Genomic DNA, 17,371 nt, shown 5'->3' on the forward strand with positions numbered 1-17,371 from the left:
TGTTGGCACTTTCATTCAGAATGCGAGCATATGAATAAGTGGGTTTATGCCAGGTAATTGGTTGAATGAACCCGGCAAGATATTAAATTGAATTATTGTCATGAGGTCGTGAATTTACCTCATAACAGAGAGCTTAATTAATCAGGCTCTTGAACTGACAGGTTTGCCACATTTGTGGTAGGGAAGGGGGTGAGAATCCCCCGCAGCCCCCGCTGCTGTGATGCTGACGACCCCGTATTGACCACTGATCGCAAGATTGGGAAGGACGGGTGAGGATGACGCTAAGCCAGAAGACCTGCCTGTCAGTGACTACCAACAACTTCGGTGGGAAGTGGGTGGTTCAGATGCATACAGTCGAGAGACTGGGTATCTTTACACCCCTACCACCCTGAACAGGATCAGGGTATGGCGGCCAATTTTCACGCTTTTGTTCTTGCAGGTACCGGAAGCGGCTGTGGTAAAACCACGGTGACGCTGGGCTTGTTGAGCTTGTTGAAAAAACGCGGTTTACGCGTTCAGCCTTGCAAAGTAGGCCCCGATTACCTTGATACCGGCTGGCATACCGCGGTATGCGGCACTCCTTCCCGCAATCTTGATAGCTTCATGCTTCCCGTCCCCACCCTGAATGCTTTATTTCGCGAGCACATGCAACATGCGGATATCGCCGTTATTGAAGGCGTTATGGGGTTGTATGACGGATACGGCACCGACCCAAACTACTGCAGCACCGCCGCGATGGCCAAACAGTTAGGCTGTCCGGTTATCCTACTGGTTGATGGCAAAGCCGTTTCCACCTCGATCGCCGCGACGGTAATGGGGTTTCAGCATTTTGATCCAACCCTGAATATTGCCGGCGTTATTGTTAACCGGGTTAACAGCGAAACGCATTACCAGCTCCTGAAAGTGGCGATTGAGCGTTACTGCGCTGTACCCGTCTTAGGCTACGTTCCCCGTATGGAAGGCGTTGCGCTTCCCGAGCGTCATCTGGGTTTGGTTACCGCGCGTGAGTCGGTTATCAACCAGCAGCCGTGGCAGGCGTTTGCCGCGACGCTGGAGCAAACCCTTGATATCGACGCGCTGTTGAGATTAAGCCAGTTAGACACGCTTCCTGCTGGTGAATGGCCAGCGCTGCCCGCCGCAGACGCCGGGGCAGGGCTAACGCTTGCTATCGCCGATGACGAAGCGTTCAACTTCTACTACCCGGACAACATTACGCTACTGGAGCGCACGGGGCTTAAAATTGTCCGTTTTAGTCCGTTGCACGACACCTGTTTACCCGACTGTCAGATGATCTGGCTGGGGGGTGGCTATCCTGAGTTACATGCTGCGGCGTTGGCCCGTAATATTGCAATGCTTAACCAACTGCGGGCGGCGCACCAGCAGGGTGTCGCGATTTATGCCGAGTGCGGGGGGCTGATGTATCTCGGCAGTTCGCTGGAAGACAGCCAGGGTGATACCTGGCTGATGGCGGATATCATTCCCGGTCACAGCAAAATGGGAAAACGTCTGACCCGATTTGGCTACTGCGAAGCGCAGGCCGCGCAGCAAACGTTGTTGGCTGCAGAAGGCGAAGTGCTGCGCGGACATGAATTCCACTACTCCGATTTTACCCCTGAAACTCCCGCGGTGATGAACTGTCGCAAAGTGCGCGATGGCAAAACGCTGCAAGCCTGGTCCGGCGGCTGGCAGGTGGGAAATACCTTTGCCAGCTATCTACACGTTCATTTTGCTCAACGTCCGCAGATGCTTAACCACTGGCTGGCAGCCGCGAGGAGCGCACTATGACCATCCTCGCGTGGTGTGTTGCCTGGCTGCTTGATTTTATCATCGGCGATCCGCAGAACTGGCCGCATCCGGTGCGCTGGATTGGCAATCTGATTTCTGCGGTGCAACGGGTTGTTCGGCGTTACTGCCATAGCGACCGTGCGCTACGCATCGGTGGCGCGGTGATGTGGATTGTGGTGGTTGGGCTGACCTGGGCTGTGTCCTGGGGAGTACTGGCGCTGGCGCACTCTATTCATCCCTGGCTTGGTTGGGTGGTTGAGGTCTGGATGATCTTTACCGTGCTGGCCGGGCGCTGCCTGGCAAACGCCGCGCAGGATGTCGAGCGTCCGCTACGTGCCGGTAACCTTGCTGCAAGTCGGGAAAAGCTGTCATGGATTGTAGGACGTGATACCTCGCAATTACAGCCACAGCAGATCAATCGCGGCGTAGTGGAAACCGTGGCAGAGAACACCGTTGATGGCATCATCGCGCCGCTGTTCTTCTTGCTCCTCGGCGGTGCGCCTCTGGCGATGGCCTACAAAGCGGTAAACACCCTTGACTCCATGGTGGGTTACAAACATGAAAAATACCGCGCTATCGGTATGGTCAGCGCTCGTCTGGACGATGTCGCAAATTATATTCCCGCGAGACTAAGTTGGCTGCTGCTGGGCGCAGCGGCATTTTTATGTCGCCAGGACGGCGCGCGTGCTTTGCAGATTGGCTGGCGCGATCGCTACAACCACAGCAGCCCAAACTGCGCGTGGTCAGAAGCGTCCGTTGCCGGGGCATTAGGAATTCGTCTGGGTGGTCCTAATGACTACTTTGGCGAGCGCGTTGAGAAACCGTGGATCGGTGATGCACAACGCGACATTTCGGTAGACGACATTTCCCATACGATTCGATTGATGTGGGTGGCATCGATGCTGGCACTGGCGCTGTTTATTGCGCTGCGGTGGCTGCTGGTCGGTGTAGCCTGAGGACAACACAATGCAATATATCCAGCAACCCCAGGCGATTGAGGCCAAAAGTTTCGACATTATTGGCGAGATCATCCGTGAAACCCGCCCGGACTATCAGTTTGCCAGCCCGTTACATGAAGCCATTATCAAGCGGGTTATTCACACGACAGCGGATTTCGACTGGCTGGACATTCTGTGGTTTTCCAGTGATGTGCTGGAGCAGTTCTGTGCGGCGCTTAGCCGTTCGAGCGTGATTTATACCGATACCACTATGGCCCTTTCCGGGATTAATAAAACGCTGCTGGCAAAATTCGGTGGCGAATGCCGCTGCTACATCAGCGACCCGCGGGTCGTGCGGACGGCAAAAGAGCAGGGCATTACCCGGTCAATGGCGGCCGTTGACATTGCGGTGAAGGAAGAGGGTGAAAAGCTGTTTGTGTTTGGCAACGCGCCGACAGCGCTGTTCCGCCTGCTTGAGCATGATGTGGCCGTCAGTGGCGTAGTTGGTGTACCGGTTGGGTTCGTCGGTGCAGAAGAGTCGAAAGATGCACTGACCCAAAGCAATCTGCCCGCCATTGCTGCGTTAGGTCGTAAAGGAGGAAGTAACGTCGCCGCCGCGATCGTCAACGCCATGCTTTATCACATGCAGGGGGCGCGATGAGCGAGTCCTTCGATACGCCTGTGTGGCACAACGGTAAAGCGCTGCGTAAAGGATATACCACGGGATCGTGCGCGACGGCGGCGGCAAAAGTGGCGGCGCTGATGGTATTGCGCCAACACCTGATCCATCAGGTTTCTATCGTGACGCCATCAGGTGTGACGCTGTGTCTGAACGTAGAGTCACCGCATATCGAAGGACAGCAGGCGATAGCCGCCATCCGCAAAGACGGTGGCGATGATGTGGATGCCACTCACGGCATGCTGATTTTTGCCCGCGTGACGTTAAACGATAGCAAAGAGATAACCCTTCAGGGCGGGGAAGGCGTTGGCACGGTAACCCGCAAAGGGATCGGCCTGCCAGTGGGCAGTTCGGCGATTAATCGCACACCTCGCCAGACCATTGAGTCTGCGGTTCGTGAGGCGATTGGTCCGAATCGTGGGGCGCAAATTGAAATTTTCGCGCCGGAAGGCGAAGAGCGGGCGCAAAAAACCTACAACTCCCGCCTTGGCATTCTGGGCGGCATTTCGATCATTGGTACGACTGGGATCGTCACGCCGATGTCTGAAGAAAGCTGGAAACGTTCACTGTCGCTGGAGCTGGAAATTAAGCGAGCGGCGGGGCTGGAGCGTGTCGTACTGGTGCCAGGAAACCACGGCGAACGTTTTGTGCGTGAGCAGATGGGGATCGACACCCAGGTTGTGGTCACTATGAGCAATTTTGTCGGCTACATGATTGAAGAAGCCGTACGTCTGGGGTTCCGACAAATTGTGCTGGTGGGACACCCTGGTAAGCTCGTCAAAATTGCGGCGGGGATCTTTCATACCCACAGCCATATTGCCGATGCTCGCATGGAAACGCTGGTGGCCCACCTCGCGTTACTGGGGGCGCCGCTGGAACTGCTCACGCTGGTCAGCGACTGCGATACCACCGAGGCGGCGATGGAACACATAGAAGCATACGGTTTTCAGCACATTTACAACCATCTGGCTAAGCGCATCTGTATGCGCGTCCTGCAAACGTTGCGCTTTACCAAAAATCCCCCGACCTGTGACGCCATCATGTTCTCTTTTGATAATCAGGTGCTTGGAAGTAATCGCCCGGTCGCAGAGATTGCTGAGGAGATGCAATGTTAACCGTTGTAGGGATGGGACCAGCCGGTTTGCATTTGATGACGCCTGCGGCGCGTGAAGCGGTCGCAACGGCTGATGTTCTGGTCGGTGGAAAGCGGCATTTGCAGCAATTCCCGGATTTTACCGGTGAACAGTTTGTTCTCGGCGCCAATATTCTCGAACTTTTGAACTGGATTTGCGCGCACCAGGAGCAACGCGTTGTGGTGCTGGCATCTGGCGATCCGCTGTTTTACGGCATCGGGACGCGCATGGTGGCGCATTTTGGTATTGAAAATGTGCGCATTATTCCCGGTATTAGCGCGGTGCAGTACCTGTGTGCGCAGTCCGGTATTGATATGAACGATATGTGGCTGACCAGTAGCCATGGTCGCAGCGTCTGTTTCGATGAACTGGCGCGACATAACAAGGTGGCGATGGTGACAGATGCGCAGTGCGGCCCGCGTGAAATTGCGCAGCAGCTCATTGCACGAGGCAAGGGACATCGCTGGATGGTGATTGGCGAAAACCTGGCAATGGAAAACGAACGGATCCATTTCCTGCCTGTGAACGAAGTTAACGCCGACTATGACATGAATGCAGTGGTGATCCTTGATGAAAGATGAGCTGTTTTTACGTGGAGAGAAAGTGCCGATGACCAAAGAAGCGGTACGTGCACTTGCCCTCTCAAAACTTGAATTACACCGCGCCAGTCACCTGATTGATATTGGCGCGGGAACCGGCAGCGTGTCGATAGAAGCCGCGCTGCAATACCCTGGATTGCGCGTGACGGCAATCGAGCGTAACCCGGCGGCGCTCAGGTTGCTGGATGAAAACCGCCAGCATTTTGCCTGTGCAAACATCGACATTTTTCCCGGTGTTGCGCCGATGACCATCGCTGAAAAAGCCGATGCCATTTTCATGGGTGGCAGCGGTGGCCATTTGACTGAACTGATTGACTGGTCAATGCGTCAATTGCATCCCGCAGGGCGGCTGGTGATGACATTCATCCTCCAGGAAAACCTCAACACCGCGCTGGCACATCTGGACCATCTTGGCGTACCGGGAGTGGATTGCCTGCAGCTACAGGTTTCCTCGCTTACCACGCTTGGCAGTGGTCACTATTTCAAACCGAATAACCCCGTATTTGTTATCGCCTGTCAGAAGGAAGGAAACCATGTCTGAGATTTTTGATCCCCGTAGCGTGTGGTTTGTTGGCGCAGGTCCTGGCGATCGCGAGCTGATTACCCTCAAAGGTTACCGGTTGCTACAGCAGGCGCAGGTTGTTATCTACGCCGGATCGCTGATTAACACCGAACTGCTGGAATATTGTCCTGCTGGTGCTGAATGCCACGACAGCGCTGAACTGCATCTGGAGCAGATCCTTGATCTGATGGAAGCCGGAGTGAAAGCGGGTAAGACCGTGGTGCGTCTGCAAACCGGCGATGTTTCGCTGTACGGTTCCGTGCGCGAGCAGGGTGAGGAACTGACCAAACGCGGGATTGACTGGCAGGTGGTGCCCGGCGTCAGCGCATTCCTTGGTGCGGCGGCGGAGTTGGGCGTTGAGTATACCGTGCCTGAGGTCTCACAGAGCCTGATCATTACCCGCCTGGAAGGACGCACGCCGGTGCCGGAGCGCGAACAGCTGGAGTCATTTGCCAGTCACCAGACATCTATGGCGATTTATCTGTCCGTTCAGCGTATTCATCGTGTGGCCGAGCGTTTGATTGAAGGCGGTTATCCGGCGACCACGCCCGTGGCGGTGATCTACAAGGCAACCTGGCCGGAAAGCCAGACTGTGCGCGGTACCCTGGCGGATATTGGCGACAAGGTTCGTGATGCGGGCATCCGTAAAACGGCTCTTATTCTGGTCGGTAATTTCCTGGGCTCGGAGTATCACTACTCCAAACTCTATGCGGCGGACTTTAGCCATGAATACCGTAAAGCCTGAGTCAATTGCGCTTTTTTGCCTGACCCCGGGAGGCGTTGCGCTGGCAAAACGTCTGGCGGCCATGCTGCCGGTCACCTGTTTTACCAGTGAAAAGCTGCTGGAGGAGGGATTCATTCCTTTCGAAAACGGCTTTGCGAATACCGCCCGCGAAGCGTTTGCGAATTACTCGGCGCTGATTTTTATCGGTGCGACCGGCATTGCGGTGCGCGTGCTGGCCCCGCTGGTCAACGACAAATTTTGCGATCCGGCGGTGGTGGTCATTGATGAACGCGCCCAGCATGTCATCAGCCTGCTCTCCGGTCACGCGGGCGGTGCCAATGCGCTGGCGCGGTATCTGGCGGGCATGTTGGGCGCCGATCCGGTGATCACCACTGCGACGGATGTCAACGATATGGCGGCACTGGATACGCTGGCATTTCAACTGAATGCCCGGATGAGTGATTTCCGTTCGGCGGTGAAGATCGTTAATCAGATGCTGGTCAGTAATAAGCGGGTTGGGCTGTGGTGGGATGATGAACTGACGCAGGATGTCAGTCATTGCGACCGGCGCGGTTTTATCACGGTAACCGATCTCAATCAGCTTCCTGAACTGGATGCGCTGGTGTGTATCACCTTACGCACCAACTTACCCGATCTGCCTGTTCCGCACTGGAAGCTGGTGCCACAACGTGTTGTGGCCGGAATTGGTTGTCGTCGTGACACGCCGTTCCCGTTGCTGGCCGCGCTGCTTGCCAGGCAACTCGAAGCCCAGCAGCTCGATCCGCTGGCGCTTAAAGCGATTGGCAGTATCACGCTGAAAAAAGATGAACAGGGACTTATCCAACTGGCTTCGTGCTGTCGCGTTCCTTTCGAAACCTTTACTGCTGACGCGCTGCGTGAGCATGAACACCGTTTTCCGGCCTCATCGTTTGTTCGCAAAACGGTGGGTACAGGAAGCGTTTCCGGTCCTGCAGCCTGGCTGCTGAGCCACGGAAAACTGTTAGGCGAGACCCTGCGAGAACAGGGCGTCACTATCACTTTGGGAGTTTCACACTGATGTTAAGCGTAATTGGAATTGGCCCTGGCTCGCAGGCAATGATGACCATGGAAGCCGTTGAAGCATTGCAGGCAGCGGAAATCATCGTTGGCTATAAAACCTACACCCACCTGGTAAAAGCGTTCACTGGCGACAAGCAGGTGATCAAAACCGGGATGTGCAAAGAGATTGAACGCTGCCAGGCGGCGATCGAACTGGCGCAGGCAGGTCACAATGTGGCGCTGATCAGCAGCGGTGATGCAGGGATTTACGGTATGGCCGGGCTGGTGCTTGAGCTGGTCAGCAAGCAAAAGCTGGATGTTGAGGTCAGGCTGATCCCAGGAATGACGGCCAGCATTGCCGCCGCCTCTTTGCTGGGCGCGCCGTTGATGCACGACTTCTGCCACATCAGCTTGAGCGATCTGTTAACACCGTGGCCAGTTATCGAAAAACGCATAGTGGCTGCCGGCGAAGCAGACTTTGTAATCTGTTTCTACAACCCGCGCAGTCGGGGTCGCGAAGGTCATCTGGCGCGCGCATTTGAGCTGCTTTCTGCCAGCAAGAGCGCGCAAACGCCGGTGGGTATTGTGAAGTCAGCCGGACGTAAAAAACAGGAAAAATGGTTGACCACCCTGGGTGAAATGGACTTTGAACCGGTTGATATGACCAGCCTTGTGATCGTTGGCAACAAAACAACCTATGTTCAGGACGGCCTGATGATCACGCCACGAGGTTATGTGCTGTGAATTACGGTGATGTGTTGGTCATGGGCGGTACCAGCGATGCGCGCATGCTGTGCCAGCAACTGGACGCAGCCAATGTGGCCTACACCCTGTCAGTTGCGACCCCAACGGGGAAGCAGCTGGCGGGAGATATCAAAGGTCAGGTGCGCTGCGGACGTCTGGAACGCGAACAAATGATTGCCTGGCTACAGGAAAATCAGACGCGCTGGGTGATAGACGCCTCGCATCCGTATGCCGAGGTGGTGAGCCGCAACATCATGAACGCCTGCGAAGCGGCGGGGGTACTGCTGAGCCGCTATCAACGTCCTGAGCAGTTAAGCGGTTTAACCCACCCGCAGCTTTATACCGTACAGAGTATTCAGCAAGCCTGCGAGGTTGCGCGCCGTTTCGGTGACCGCGTGCTGCTGACGACCGGCAGTAAAGATCTGGCTATCTGGCGCGAAGGGTTGCCTGAAAAAACGCTGCTGGCGCGCGTCCTGCCTGTAGCCGAGGTTATTCAGCAATGCGCGGACCTGGGATTTGGCGTCGGTGAGATTTTTGCATTGTGCGGGCCGTTTAGCGCCGAGTTCAACGCTGCGTTTTATCGCCAGTGTCAGGCTGATGTGGTGATCACTAAGGCATCCGGTGCGGAAGGTGGTTATCAGGAGAAAGTTCAACCCTGTCTGGATGCTGGTATCCCCTGCATCGTGATTACACGTCCGGCACCGTTGGTGACGGGAGAAGAGTTACTGGAAAGTCAGGCCGCCTTTGGGGCGCGTTTAACGCGCTGGCTGGCCGCTGCTTAAGGAGTTAGAGATGAAAAAGGCGCTTCTGGTGGTCAGCTTTGGCACCAGCTATCACGACACCTGTGAGAAAAATATTGTGGCTTGCGAGAGCGATCTCGCAGCCAGTTGCCCTGACCGCGACCTGTTTCGGGCGTTTACCTCCGGGATGATTATCCGCAAGCTCAAGCAGCGCGACGGCATTGAGATCGACACGCCGCTGCAGGCGCTGCAAAAGCTGGCGGAGCAGGGGTATCAGGACGTGGCTATTCAGTCGTTGCACATTATCAACGGTGATGAATACGAAAAAATTGTCCGCGAAGTGCAAAGCATGCGCCCGCTTTTTTCTCGCCTGACGCTGGGTGTTCCGCTGCTGAGCAGCCATGACGATTACGCCCAGCTGATGCTGGCGCTGCAACAGCAGATGCCGGTGCTTGGCGAAAATGAAAAAGTGGTGTTTATGGGACACGGTGCCAGCCATCATGCCTTTGCCGCCTATGCCTGCCTCGACCATATGATGACGGCACAGCGCTACCCGGCGCGGGTTGGGGCGGTGGAAAGTTACCCGGAAGTCGATGTGCTGATTGAAAGTTTGTCTCAGGAAGGGGTGACGGCGGTGCATCTGATGCCGCTGATGTTAGTTGCTGGCGATCATGCCATCAATGATATGGCCTCTGACGAAGAGGATTCCTGGAAAACATTGTTCAATGCGGCCGGGATACCGGCTACGCCGTGGCTCAGTGGTCTGGGTGAGAATCCGGCGGTTCGCGCTATGTTCGTGGCGCATTTACAACAGGCGCTTAATGTGGCGCTGGAGGAAGCGGCATGAGCGGAAAACTGTACGCATTAAGCACCGGGCCTGGCGCTTCCGATCTTATCACCGTGCGGGCCGCACGCACGCTGGGTACGCTGGATATTCTCTATGCGCCCGCTGGGCGTAAAGGTGGCGACAGTCTGGCGCTGTCGATCGTACGTGAATATATCGGCGAGCAGACCGAAGTTCGCTGCTGCCATTTTCCTATGAGTGCTGACAGCGCCGAAAAAGAGGCAGTATGGGATGACGTTGCGGCCGCGCTGGTTCAGGAAGTCGAAGCGGGTAAGCAAGTGGGCTTTATTACACTTGGCGACGCCATGCTGTTCAGCACCTGGGTTTTTTTACTCCAGCGTATTGGCTGTCCTGACTGGTTAGAAATCGTCCCGGGCGTGACCTCTTTCGCTGCGATTGCCGCGCGGTCAAAAACGCCGCTCGCCATGGAGCAACAGTCACTGGCCGTGGTCTCCTGTACCGCGCCGGAAGCGGAAATCCAGCAGGCGTTAAAGCAGCATGACAGTCTGGTGCTGATGAAGGTATACGGTCGTTTTGCGCGCATCAAAGCGCTGCTGCAACAAGAGGGTTTGTTGGGCTGTGCATTGATGATGTCTGAAGCCACGCTGCCGGGTGAACAGTGCTGGCGTCATCTCGATGAGGTGAGCGACGATCAGCCGCTGCCTTATTTCTCGACCATTCTGGTCAATAAACAGTGGGAGTATGCACAATGAAGCTTGAACAACAGCTAAAACAGCTGTCTTTCAGCGGGTTGGCTGCGGCGCTATTACTGATGGTTGTTCCTGAACAAGCGTTCGCCATGCACATAATGGAAGGTTTCTTGCCGCCGATGTGGGCGCTGGCCTGGTGGCTGCTGTTTTTACCGTGCCTGTGGTACGGGCTGGTGCGGCTGCGCCAAATCGTGCAGGAAGATAGTCACCAAAAAGTGTTACTGGCTCTGTGCGGCGCGTTTATTTTTGTGCTGTCAGCGCTGAAAATTCCTTCTGTTACCGGAAGTTGCTCGCACCCTACCGGGGTAGGCCTGGCGGTTATCCTGTTTGGACCGGGCGTGGTGGCAATCCTCGGGGCAATCGTCCTGCTGTTCCAGGCACTGTTGCTGGCGCACGGTGGTTTGACAACGCTTGGCGCTAACGGCATGTCGATGGCAGTGATTGGCCCGGTGGTGGGTTACATGGTGTGGAAAATGGCCTGCCGTGCGGGGTTGCGTCGTGATGTTTGCGTCTTCCTGTGCGCGATGCTGGCGGATCTCGTCACCTATTTCGTGACCTCGGTGCAACTGGGCGTGGCGTTCCCGGACCCATCCGCCGGTGCTACGGGTTCAATCATCAAGTTCATGGGGATTTTCTGCCTGACGCAGATCCCAATTGCGATAGCGGAAGGTCTGCTCACCGTAATGATTTATGACCAGTTAACCAAACGGCAGTTGATTACCGCTCAAGGACATTAACGATGAAAAAGACGCTGATTTTGTTAGGGATGGTAGTGGCGCTGGTGATCCTGCCGTTCTTTATCAACCATGGTGGAGAGTACGGTGGCTCAGACGGTGAGGCGGAGAGTCAGATTCAGGCAATTGCCCCACATTATGAGCCGTGGTTCCAGCCCTTGTATGAACCGGCAAGCGGTGAGATTGAAAGCCTGCTGTTTACGCTTCAGGGATCGCTGGGCGCAGCAGTGATTTTCTACATTCTGGGTTACACCAAGGGCAGGCAACGCCGTGATGACCGGGCTTGACAGGCTTAGCTATCAAAGTCGCTGGTTTCATGTCTCACCCGTGCGGAAATTTCTGCTCTGGCTGATGATGATGATTCTGGCGTTTACTCTGCCCCCGTTGGGGCAGGGTATTGAGCTGTTACTGATTGCCGCGCTGAGCTGCTGGCTGCTGCGCATTTCCTTCTGGCGCTGGTGTCGCTGGATGGCATTACCGTTTGGTTTTCTGACGGTCGGCGTCGTGACCATTCTGTTTAGTTTTAGCCGCGATCCGCAGACGCTGCTGGCCAGCATCCCCGTTGGAAGCTATTGGTTAGGCGTTAGCGCGCCAGGGCTTGTCACCGCCAATGAAACCTTCTGGCGCAGCCTGGCTGCGCTGGCGGCAACGTTCTGGCTGGTACTGAATCTGCCGTTTCCGCAATTGATTATCTTACTCAAACGCGCGCACGTTCCTCGCCTGCTCACTGAGCAGATCCTGCTAACCTGGCGCTTTATTTTTATCCTGTTAGACGAGGCGCTGGCTATTCATCGCGCACAAACGCTACGTTTTGGTTATCGTAGCTTGCCGTTGGGCTATCGCTCGCTGGCGATGCTGGTGGGATTGCTGTTTACCCGCGTGTTGATCCGCTACCAGCAAATGACCACCACACTGGATATCAAACTGTATCAGGGTGATTTTCACCTGTAAGGAAAAGTATGCTTGCCACTTCAGCGCTTTGGTTTCGCTATCAGGATGACCCGATCCTCAAAGGGCTAACGCTGGACTTTTCAACGCATGCCGTCACCGGGCTGGTCGGTGCTAATGGCTGCGGGAAATCCACGCTGTTTATGAACCTGAGTGGTTTACTGCGCCCGCAGGAAGGCGCGGTGATGTGGCAAGGCAAACCGCTGGATTACAGCAAGCGCGGCCTGCTGGCGCTGCGACAGCAGGTGGCAACCGTATTTCAGGATCCCGATCAGCAAATTTTTTATACCGATATCGACAGCGATATTGCCTTCAGCCTGCGCAACCTTGGGGTGGATGAGACTGAAATCTCCCGCCGGGTGGATGATGCGCTCACGCTGGTCGATGCCAAGCATTTTCGCCATCAACCAATTCAGTGTTTAAGTCACGGGCAGAAAAAACGTGTGGCGATTGCCGGGGCGTTGGTGTTGCAGGCGCAGTATTTGCTACTGGATGAACCTACTGCGGGCCTTGACCCATCAGGCCGCACGCAGATGATTGAGATAATCAAACGCATCGTAGCGCAAGGAAACCACGTGGTTATCTCCAGCCATGATATCGATCTTATCTATGAAGTCAGCGATGCAGTGTACGTTTTACGCCGGGGTGAAGTGCTAACGCACGGCTCGCCGGGTGATGTGTTTGCCCGGACGGATCTTATTGAACAAGCGGGATTAACTCAGCCCTGGCTGGTGAAGCTGCATACCGAGCTGGGTTTCCCGCTGTGTAAAACAGAGGCTGAATTTTTTAGCTGTATGCGAGAGAACGCACTGAAGGAGGCGTCATGACGCAGGCAATAATGTTGCAGGGAACGGCATCTGATGTAGGTAAAAGCGTGTTGGTCGCCGGTCTGTGTCGAATTTTTTATCAGGATGGACTGCGTACCGCACCGTTCAAATCGCAGAACATGGCGCTGAACTCTGGCATTACGCCAGAGGGCAAAGAGATGGGCCGCGCGCAAATTTTTCAGGCTGAGGCCGCCGGTATTACGCCAGATGTGCGTATGAATCCGGTGCTGCTTAAGCCGACCAGCGATCGTAAAGCGCAGGTTGTACTGATGGGCAAAGTGGCAACCGATATGGATGCGGTGAGCTACCACGAGTACAAACCGAAACTACGGGATCAAATCCTGTCTGTTTATAACAGTCTCGCGCAGGAATTCGATGTGCTGGTACTGGAAGGGGCGGGAAGCCCGGCTGAGATTAACCTGCGCGATCGCGATATCGTCAATATGGGTATGGCTGAAATGGCGCAGTGCCCTGTCGTTCTGGTGGCGGATATCGACCGCGGCGGGGTGTTTGCCTCCATTTACGGCACGCTGGCGCTACTGCACGACCATGAACGCGCCAGGGTAAAAGGGGTGATCATCAATAAGTTTCGCGGTGATGTGGCGTTGCTGTATTCCGGGATTGAGCAAATTGAAGCGCTGACCGGCGTTCCGGTCCTGGGCGTCATGCCATGGCTGGACGTTGACCTGGAAGATGAAGATGGCGTTGCGCTGCAAAAGGGCAAATATTTGCGCACAGACAAACGCGACATCGATATCGCCGTTGTTCAGATACCACACATTTCTAACTTTACTGATTTCAATGCGCTTGCCGCACAGCCGGATGTGCGCGTGCGCTATGTTCGCCAGCCTGAAGAGTTGGCGGGGGCCGATCTGGTGATTCTGCCCGGCAGCAAAAACACCCTGGGCGATCTGGTGTGGCTGCGTGAAAGCGGGATGGCGCATGGCGTGGTGCAATTACATCGTAATAACGTACCCGTAGTGGGGATTTGCGGTGGCTATCAAATGCTCGGCGAAACCATCATTGATGAAGTTGAGTCAGGACTCGGTACGTTGCCGGGTCTGGGCTTGCTCAATACCGTAACGCATTTTGCCCAGCATAAAACCACGACCCTGGTTGAGGGACAAATGTCCTCCTCGCTGCCGGACTGGCTGGCGGGTACCGCGGGATTATCCGTTCGCGGTTATGAAATTCATATGGGCGAAACGGCATTAACCGAGGAATGCCGGTCGGTGATGACGCTGCGTAAAGACGGTGGCAACGTGGCTGATGGCGCGGTCACTGCCGATGGCCTGGCGTTCGGCACCTATCTTCACGGTCTGTTCGACAGCGATGAATTTACCCGTGCGCTGGTTAATGGCCTGCGAGAACGTAAAGGGTTAGCGCCGCTGGATTCCACCTTCCATTACGCGCAATATAAATCGCAGCAGTTTGATCTGCTGGCGGATGCGATGCGGCAACACATCGATATTGAGAAAATTTATACCATCATGCAGCAACACCGGGAGCCAGTATGATGATTCTGGTGACTGGCGGCGCGCGAAGCGGCAAGAGTCGGCATGCGGAAGCGCTGATCGCAGATTCTCCAAACGTTTTGTATATCGCGACTTCGCAGATTTTTGATGAGGAGATGGCTGCGCGAATTCAGCATCATCGTGACGGACGTCCTGCGCACTGGCGGACAGCCGAACGCTGGCAACATCTCGATGAACTGATTACGGCAGCAAACGATCCACAAGAAGCCATTCTGCTGGAGTGCATCACCACGATGGTGACTAACCTGCTGTTTGCGCTGGGCGGTGACAGCGACCCGGATAGCTGGGATTACGCGGCGATGGAGCAATCTATTGAGGATGAAATTCGTTCGCTGATTGCGGCCTGTCAGCGCTGTCCGGCCAGGGTTGTGCTGGTCACTAACGAAGTCGGAATGGGGATTGTTCCGGAGAACCGTCTGGCACGGCATTTTCGCGATATTGCAGGACGTGTGAACCAGCGACTGGCGGCGGCGGCTGATGAGGTCTGGCTGGTGGTATCAGGAATTGGAGTCAAAATTAAATGAGTAAGTTGTTCTGGGCAATGCTCTCTTTTATTAGTCGCTTGCCCGTTCCTGCTCGCTGGTCGCAAGGACTGGATTTCGAGCACTATTCACGTGGCATTGTGATGTTCCCGCTAATTGGCGTGGTGCTGGGAGGGCTGACGGGGCTGGTCTTTATGGCGCTGCAGCCCTGGTGTGGGGTGCCGTTGGCGGCCCTGTTTGCAGTCCTCACGCTGGCGTTATTGACCGGGGGATTTCATCTCGACGGTCTGGCGGATACCTGTGACGGTATTTTTTCGGCCCGTCGACGCGAGCGGATGCTGGAAATCATGCGTGACAGCCGCCTGGGGACTCACGGTGGACTGGCGTTAATTTTCGTGTTGCTGGCAAAAGTGCTGGTGGTGAGCGAACTGGCTTTGCGGGGCACGCCGATGCTGGCGGCGCTTGCAGCCGCTTGTGTCGCCGGGCGGGGTACCGCTGTTTTGCTGATGTATCGACATCGCTACGCCCGCGAAGAAGGGCTGGGCAACGTCTTTATCGGTAAAGTCACCGGGCGTCAAACCTGCGTCACGTTGGGATTCGCGGCGATCCTGGCTGCCGTGCTTCTTCCTGGCATGCGCGGCGTGGCGGCGCTGGTTATCACGATAGTGGCGATTTTTATTCTTGGGCAGTTATTAAAACGCACGTTGGATGGGCAGACCGGCGATACGCTGGGCGCGGCCATTGAACTTGGCGAGTTGATTTTCCTGCTGGCTCTGCTCTGAGTCAGCCAACATACTGGAACCCTTATGCAGACTTTAACCTCTTTACTCCACGCAATCCCTTCACCTGATAGTGCTGCGATGCTGCGTGCACAGCAGCATGTCGATGGCTTGCTTAAACCGCCAGGAAGTCTTGGTCGGCTCGAGTCGCTCGCCGTGCAACTGGCCGGAATGCCGGGTCTGAAGGGCGTACCGCATGTGAATGGCAAAGCGATGCTGGTGATGTGCGCCGATCACGGTGTATGGGATGAAGGGGTTGCTGTTTCGCCTAAAATCGTCACGGCTATTCAGGCTGCTAATATGACGCGTGGGACGACAGGCGTTTGTGTGCTGGCCGCTCAGGCGGGGGCAAAGGTACATGTGATTGATGTCGGCATCGATGCTGAGCTTATCCCTGGCGTGGTGAATATGCGCGTGGCGCGCGGCTGCGGCAATATTGCACAAGGCCCGGCGATGAGTCGTTCGCAGGCCGAGGAGCTGCTGCTGGAGGTTATTCGCTATACCCATGAGCTGGCCAAAGATGGCGTAACGCTGTTTGGCGTCGGTGAACTTGGTATGGCAAATACGACACCAGCGGCGGCAATCGTCAGCGTGCTGACCGGCAGCGATGCCGAGGATGTGGTGGGTATCGGCGCTAACCTGCCGCTTTCAAGAGTAGGCAATAAAGTCGATGTTGTGCGGCGAGCAATTGCCGTCAATCAACCGGATCGCAATGACGGTATCGATGTGCTGGCTAAGGTAGGCGGGTTTGATCTGGTCGGCATGGCGGGGGTGATGTTGGGGGCGGCCTCCTGCGGCCTGCCGGTTGTGCTGGACGGTTTTCTCTCTTATTCCGCTGCGCTGGCGGCCTGCCAGATTGCGCCGCAGATTAAACCTTACCTGATCCCGTCACATTTCTCCGCCGAGAAGGGGGCTCGCACCGCGCTGGCGCATCTTGAACTGGAGCCGTATCTCAATATGGGGATGCGTTTGGGCGAAGGCAGCGGGGCCGCGCTGGCGATGCCGATTGTTGAAGCCGCCTGTGCAATGTACAACAACATGGGGCAGCTTGCCGCCAGTAACATTGTGCTTCCGGATGGTAAGGAAGCATAGTTTTCGGCCACGCTGAACTTCGCCCCATGGTGCAATACCGTTCAGTTAAGCCTGTATGGAAATGTTTTGCTCTGAATCAGTTTCCGTTCACCTTATGTGCGTTGCTTCTCTGATAACGTTATACCTGTGAACGCGCAAGGGAGGCTCACCGCCGCCTCCCTTGCATCCCAGGCTCCCGGCGGGAAAATCGTCGCTGCGCGATTCATTCGTCTTATGCCGTCTGCCTGTCGGGTCGGGGCCGGGCCTGCGTCCCTGCAGGCCGTCCCCTCTGCCCGCATCCCTGCGGGCAGACCCGGTCAGCCGTCAACGCCTCATCGATTTTCAGCCGGACCGGGGTCATCGCTGCAACGCACTGACTTCCAGTTAACTCTGTTTTGCTGTTCAGATAAAAAACGCAGGGGGGTCAGGTGTGGGCTGGTCCGGCTGAAAATTGCCGACGTGTTTCCGTAAGGCCGGGAGAACCCGCAGGGATGCGGGT

Annotated in this window: 20 protein-coding genes and 1 riboswitch; all 20 genes read left to right on the forward strand. The window is 55.8% G+C overall.

Going from position 1 to position 17,371, the window contains the following annotated elements:
- The first annotated feature begins 142 nt into the window (after window positions 1-142).
- A riboswitch (cobalamin riboswitch) is annotated at window positions 143-317 on the forward strand.
- An 88-nt stretch (window positions 318-405) separates the two neighbouring features.
- The 20 genes from OGV75_RS21995 to cobT are packed head-to-tail and all read left to right on the forward strand — an operon-like array spanning window position 406 to window position 16,893.
- A complete protein-coding gene (locus OGV75_RS21995; RefSeq protein WP_286481218.1) occupies window positions 406-1,785 on the forward strand; it encodes a cobyrinic acid a,c-diamide synthase CobB in 1,380 nt (459 codons plus the stop codon).
- Window positions 1,782-2,741, forward strand: a complete 960-nt coding sequence (gene cbiB, locus OGV75_RS22000) for an adenosylcobinamide-phosphate synthase CbiB (RefSeq protein WP_047357938.1) — start codon at window positions 1,782-1,784, stop codon at window positions 2,739-2,741. The genes OGV75_RS21995 and cbiB overlap by 4 nt, the downstream gene beginning before the upstream one ends.
- A 10-nt stretch (window positions 2,742-2,751) precedes the next feature.
- Complete coding sequence (locus OGV75_RS22005; RefSeq protein ID WP_008785140.1) at window positions 2,752-3,384, forward strand: cobalt-precorrin-8 methylmutase; 633 nt, start codon at window positions 2,752-2,754, stop codon at window positions 3,382-3,384.
- Entirely contained in the window at window positions 3,381-4,517 is a 1,137-nt protein-coding gene (gene cbiD / locus OGV75_RS22010; RefSeq protein ID WP_016153523.1) for a cobalt-precorrin-5B (C(1))-methyltransferase CbiD, read from the forward strand. Before OGV75_RS22005 ends, cbiD begins: the two co-directional genes overlap by 4 nt.
- Window positions 4,511-5,116, forward strand: coding sequence for a cobalt-precorrin-7 (C(5))-methyltransferase (locus OGV75_RS22015; protein ID WP_019077093.1), 606 nt, complete (start codon window positions 4,511-4,513; stop codon window positions 5,114-5,116). The genes cbiD and OGV75_RS22015 overlap by 7 nt, the downstream gene beginning before the upstream one ends.
- Window positions 5,106-5,675, forward strand: a complete 570-nt coding sequence (locus OGV75_RS22020) for a decarboxylating cobalt-precorrin-6B (C(15))-methyltransferase (RefSeq protein WP_016153521.1) — start codon at window positions 5,106-5,108, stop codon at window positions 5,673-5,675. The genes OGV75_RS22015 and OGV75_RS22020 overlap by 11 nt, the downstream gene beginning before the upstream one ends.
- Window positions 5,668-6,441: a cobalt-precorrin-4 methyltransferase gene (locus tag OGV75_RS22025; RefSeq protein WP_003030275.1), complete on the forward strand. Its 774-nt coding sequence runs from the start codon at window positions 5,668-5,670 to the stop codon at window positions 6,439-6,441. The genes OGV75_RS22020 and OGV75_RS22025 overlap by 8 nt, the downstream gene beginning before the upstream one ends.
- Window positions 6,422-7,477 (forward strand): cobalt-precorrin 5A hydrolase, encoded by a 1,056-nt coding sequence (cbiG, locus tag OGV75_RS22030; RefSeq protein ID WP_286481219.1) that lies wholly within the window; start codon window positions 6,422-6,424, stop codon window positions 7,475-7,477. The genes OGV75_RS22025 and cbiG overlap by 20 nt, the downstream gene beginning before the upstream one ends.
- The gene (locus OGV75_RS22035) at window positions 7,477-8,202 is read left to right on the forward strand and encodes a precorrin-3B C(17)-methyltransferase (RefSeq protein WP_003030278.1); all 726 of its coding nucleotides are present in this window, start codon (window positions 7,477-7,479) and stop codon (window positions 8,200-8,202) included. The genes cbiG and OGV75_RS22035 overlap by 1 nt, the downstream gene beginning before the upstream one ends.
- Window positions 8,199-8,984, forward strand: coding sequence for a cobalt-precorrin-6A reductase (locus tag OGV75_RS22040; RefSeq protein ID WP_046275695.1), 786 nt, complete (start codon window positions 8,199-8,201; stop codon window positions 8,982-8,984). Before OGV75_RS22035 ends, OGV75_RS22040 begins: the two co-directional genes overlap by 4 nt.
- A 10-nt stretch (window positions 8,985-8,994) precedes the next feature.
- Window positions 8,995-9,789, forward strand: coding sequence for a sirohydrochlorin cobaltochelatase (gene cbiK, locus OGV75_RS22045; protein ID WP_019077091.1), 795 nt, complete (start codon window positions 8,995-8,997; stop codon window positions 9,787-9,789).
- Window positions 9,786-10,499 carry a cobalt-factor II C(20)-methyltransferase gene (locus OGV75_RS22050; protein WP_016156863.1) on the forward strand — a complete coding sequence of 238 codons (714 nt, stop codon included), beginning with the start codon at window positions 9,786-9,788 and terminating at the stop codon, window positions 10,497-10,499. The genes cbiK and OGV75_RS22050 overlap by 4 nt, the downstream gene beginning before the upstream one ends.
- Window positions 10,496-11,233, forward strand: a complete 738-nt coding sequence (cbiM, locus tag OGV75_RS22055) for a cobalt ECF transporter S component CbiM (protein WP_016153516.1) — start codon at window positions 10,496-10,498, stop codon at window positions 11,231-11,233. Before OGV75_RS22050 ends, cbiM begins: the two co-directional genes overlap by 4 nt.
- A 2-nt stretch (window positions 11,234-11,235) precedes the next feature.
- Window positions 11,236-11,517 (forward strand): energy-coupling factor ABC transporter substrate-binding protein, encoded by a 282-nt coding sequence (locus OGV75_RS22060; RefSeq protein ID WP_006683999.1) that lies wholly within the window; start codon window positions 11,236-11,238, stop codon window positions 11,515-11,517.
- Window positions 11,504-12,181, forward strand: coding sequence for an energy-coupling factor ABC transporter transmembrane protein (locus OGV75_RS22065; protein ID WP_016156861.1), 678 nt, complete (start codon window positions 11,504-11,506; stop codon window positions 12,179-12,181). Before OGV75_RS22060 ends, OGV75_RS22065 begins: the two co-directional genes overlap by 14 nt.
- A gap of 8 nt (window positions 12,182-12,189) precedes the next feature.
- On the forward strand, window positions 12,190-13,005 hold the full coding sequence (locus OGV75_RS22070) for an energy-coupling factor ABC transporter ATP-binding protein (RefSeq protein WP_286481222.1): 816 nt from the start codon (window positions 12,190-12,192) through the stop codon (window positions 13,003-13,005).
- Window positions 13,002-14,522: a cobyric acid synthase gene (locus tag OGV75_RS22075; RefSeq protein ID WP_047357945.1), complete on the forward strand. Its 1,521-nt coding sequence runs from the start codon at window positions 13,002-13,004 to the stop codon at window positions 14,520-14,522. Before OGV75_RS22070 ends, OGV75_RS22075 begins: the two co-directional genes overlap by 4 nt.
- Entirely contained in the window at window positions 14,519-15,064 is a 546-nt protein-coding gene (cobU, locus tag OGV75_RS22080; RefSeq protein WP_016153512.1) for a bifunctional adenosylcobinamide kinase/adenosylcobinamide-phosphate guanylyltransferase, read from the forward strand. The genes OGV75_RS22075 and cobU overlap by 4 nt, the downstream gene beginning before the upstream one ends.
- Window positions 15,061-15,804 (forward strand): adenosylcobinamide-GDP ribazoletransferase, encoded by a 744-nt coding sequence (gene cobS / locus OGV75_RS22085; RefSeq protein WP_286481224.1) that lies wholly within the window; start codon window positions 15,061-15,063, stop codon window positions 15,802-15,804. The genes cobU and cobS overlap by 4 nt, the downstream gene beginning before the upstream one ends.
- Before the next feature lie 24 nt (window positions 15,805-15,828).
- Window positions 15,829-16,893: a nicotinate-nucleotide--dimethylbenzimidazole phosphoribosyltransferase gene (cobT, locus tag OGV75_RS22090; RefSeq protein ID WP_016156857.1), complete on the forward strand. Its 1,065-nt coding sequence runs from the start codon at window positions 15,829-15,831 to the stop codon at window positions 16,891-16,893.
- Window positions 16,894-17,371: the final 478 nt, after the last annotated feature.

It is taken from the genome of Citrobacter sp. Cb028, assembly GCF_030336705.1.
Lineage (GTDB): Bacteria > Pseudomonadota > Gammaproteobacteria > Enterobacterales > Enterobacteriaceae > Citrobacter > Citrobacter braakii.

What these genes read in the sequence shown, in the direction of transcription:
- cbiG (WP_286481219.1), top strand. Translation starts at nt 6,422, where the DNA reads ATGAATACCGTAAAGCCTGAGTCAATTGCGCTTTTTTGCCTGACCCCG.
- cobT (WP_016156857.1), top strand. Translation starts at nt 15,829, where the DNA reads ATGCAGACTTTAACCTCTTTACTCCACGCAATCCCTTCACCTGATAGT.
- OGV75_RS22005 (WP_008785140.1), top strand. Translation starts at nt 2,752, where the DNA reads ATGCAATATATCCAGCAACCCCAGGCGATTGAGGCCAAAAGTTTCGAC.
- cobS (WP_286481224.1), top strand. Translation starts at nt 15,061, where the DNA reads ATGAGTAAGTTGTTCTGGGCAATGCTCTCTTTTATTAGTCGCTTGCCC.
- OGV75_RS22070 (WP_286481222.1), top strand. Translation starts at nt 12,190, where the DNA reads ATGCTTGCCACTTCAGCGCTTTGGTTTCGCTATCAGGATGACCCGATC.
- OGV75_RS22050 (WP_016156863.1), top strand. Translation starts at nt 9,786, where the DNA reads ATGAGCGGAAAACTGTACGCATTAAGCACCGGGCCTGGCGCTTCCGAT.
- OGV75_RS22020 (WP_016153521.1), top strand. Translation starts at nt 5,106, where the DNA reads ATGAAAGATGAGCTGTTTTTACGTGGAGAGAAAGTGCCGATGACCAAA.
- cobU (WP_016153512.1), top strand. Translation starts at nt 14,519, where the DNA reads ATGATGATTCTGGTGACTGGCGGCGCGCGAAGCGGCAAGAGTCGGCAT.
- cbiB (WP_047357938.1), top strand. Translation starts at nt 1,782, where the DNA reads ATGACCATCCTCGCGTGGTGTGTTGCCTGGCTGCTTGATTTTATCATC.
- cbiD (WP_016153523.1), top strand. Translation starts at nt 3,381, where the DNA reads ATGAGCGAGTCCTTCGATACGCCTGTGTGGCACAACGGTAAAGCGCTG.
- OGV75_RS22065 (WP_016156861.1), top strand. Translation starts at nt 11,504, where the DNA reads ATGACCGGGCTTGACAGGCTTAGCTATCAAAGTCGCTGGTTTCATGTC.
- OGV75_RS22060 (WP_006683999.1), top strand. Translation starts at nt 11,236, where the DNA reads ATGAAAAAGACGCTGATTTTGTTAGGGATGGTAGTGGCGCTGGTGATC.
- OGV75_RS22075 (WP_047357945.1), top strand. Translation starts at nt 13,002, where the DNA reads ATGACGCAGGCAATAATGTTGCAGGGAACGGCATCTGATGTAGGTAAA.
- cbiK (WP_019077091.1), top strand. Translation starts at nt 8,995, where the DNA reads ATGAAAAAGGCGCTTCTGGTGGTCAGCTTTGGCACCAGCTATCACGAC.
- cbiM (WP_016153516.1), top strand. Translation starts at nt 10,496, where the DNA reads ATGAAGCTTGAACAACAGCTAAAACAGCTGTCTTTCAGCGGGTTGGCT.
- OGV75_RS21995 (WP_286481218.1), top strand. Translation starts at nt 406, where the DNA reads ATGGCGGCCAATTTTCACGCTTTTGTTCTTGCAGGTACCGGAAGCGGC.
- OGV75_RS22015 (WP_019077093.1), top strand. Translation starts at nt 4,511, where the DNA reads ATGTTAACCGTTGTAGGGATGGGACCAGCCGGTTTGCATTTGATGACG.
- OGV75_RS22025 (WP_003030275.1), top strand. Translation starts at nt 5,668, where the DNA reads ATGTCTGAGATTTTTGATCCCCGTAGCGTGTGGTTTGTTGGCGCAGGT.
- OGV75_RS22035 (WP_003030278.1), top strand. Translation starts at nt 7,477, where the DNA reads ATGTTAAGCGTAATTGGAATTGGCCCTGGCTCGCAGGCAATGATGACC.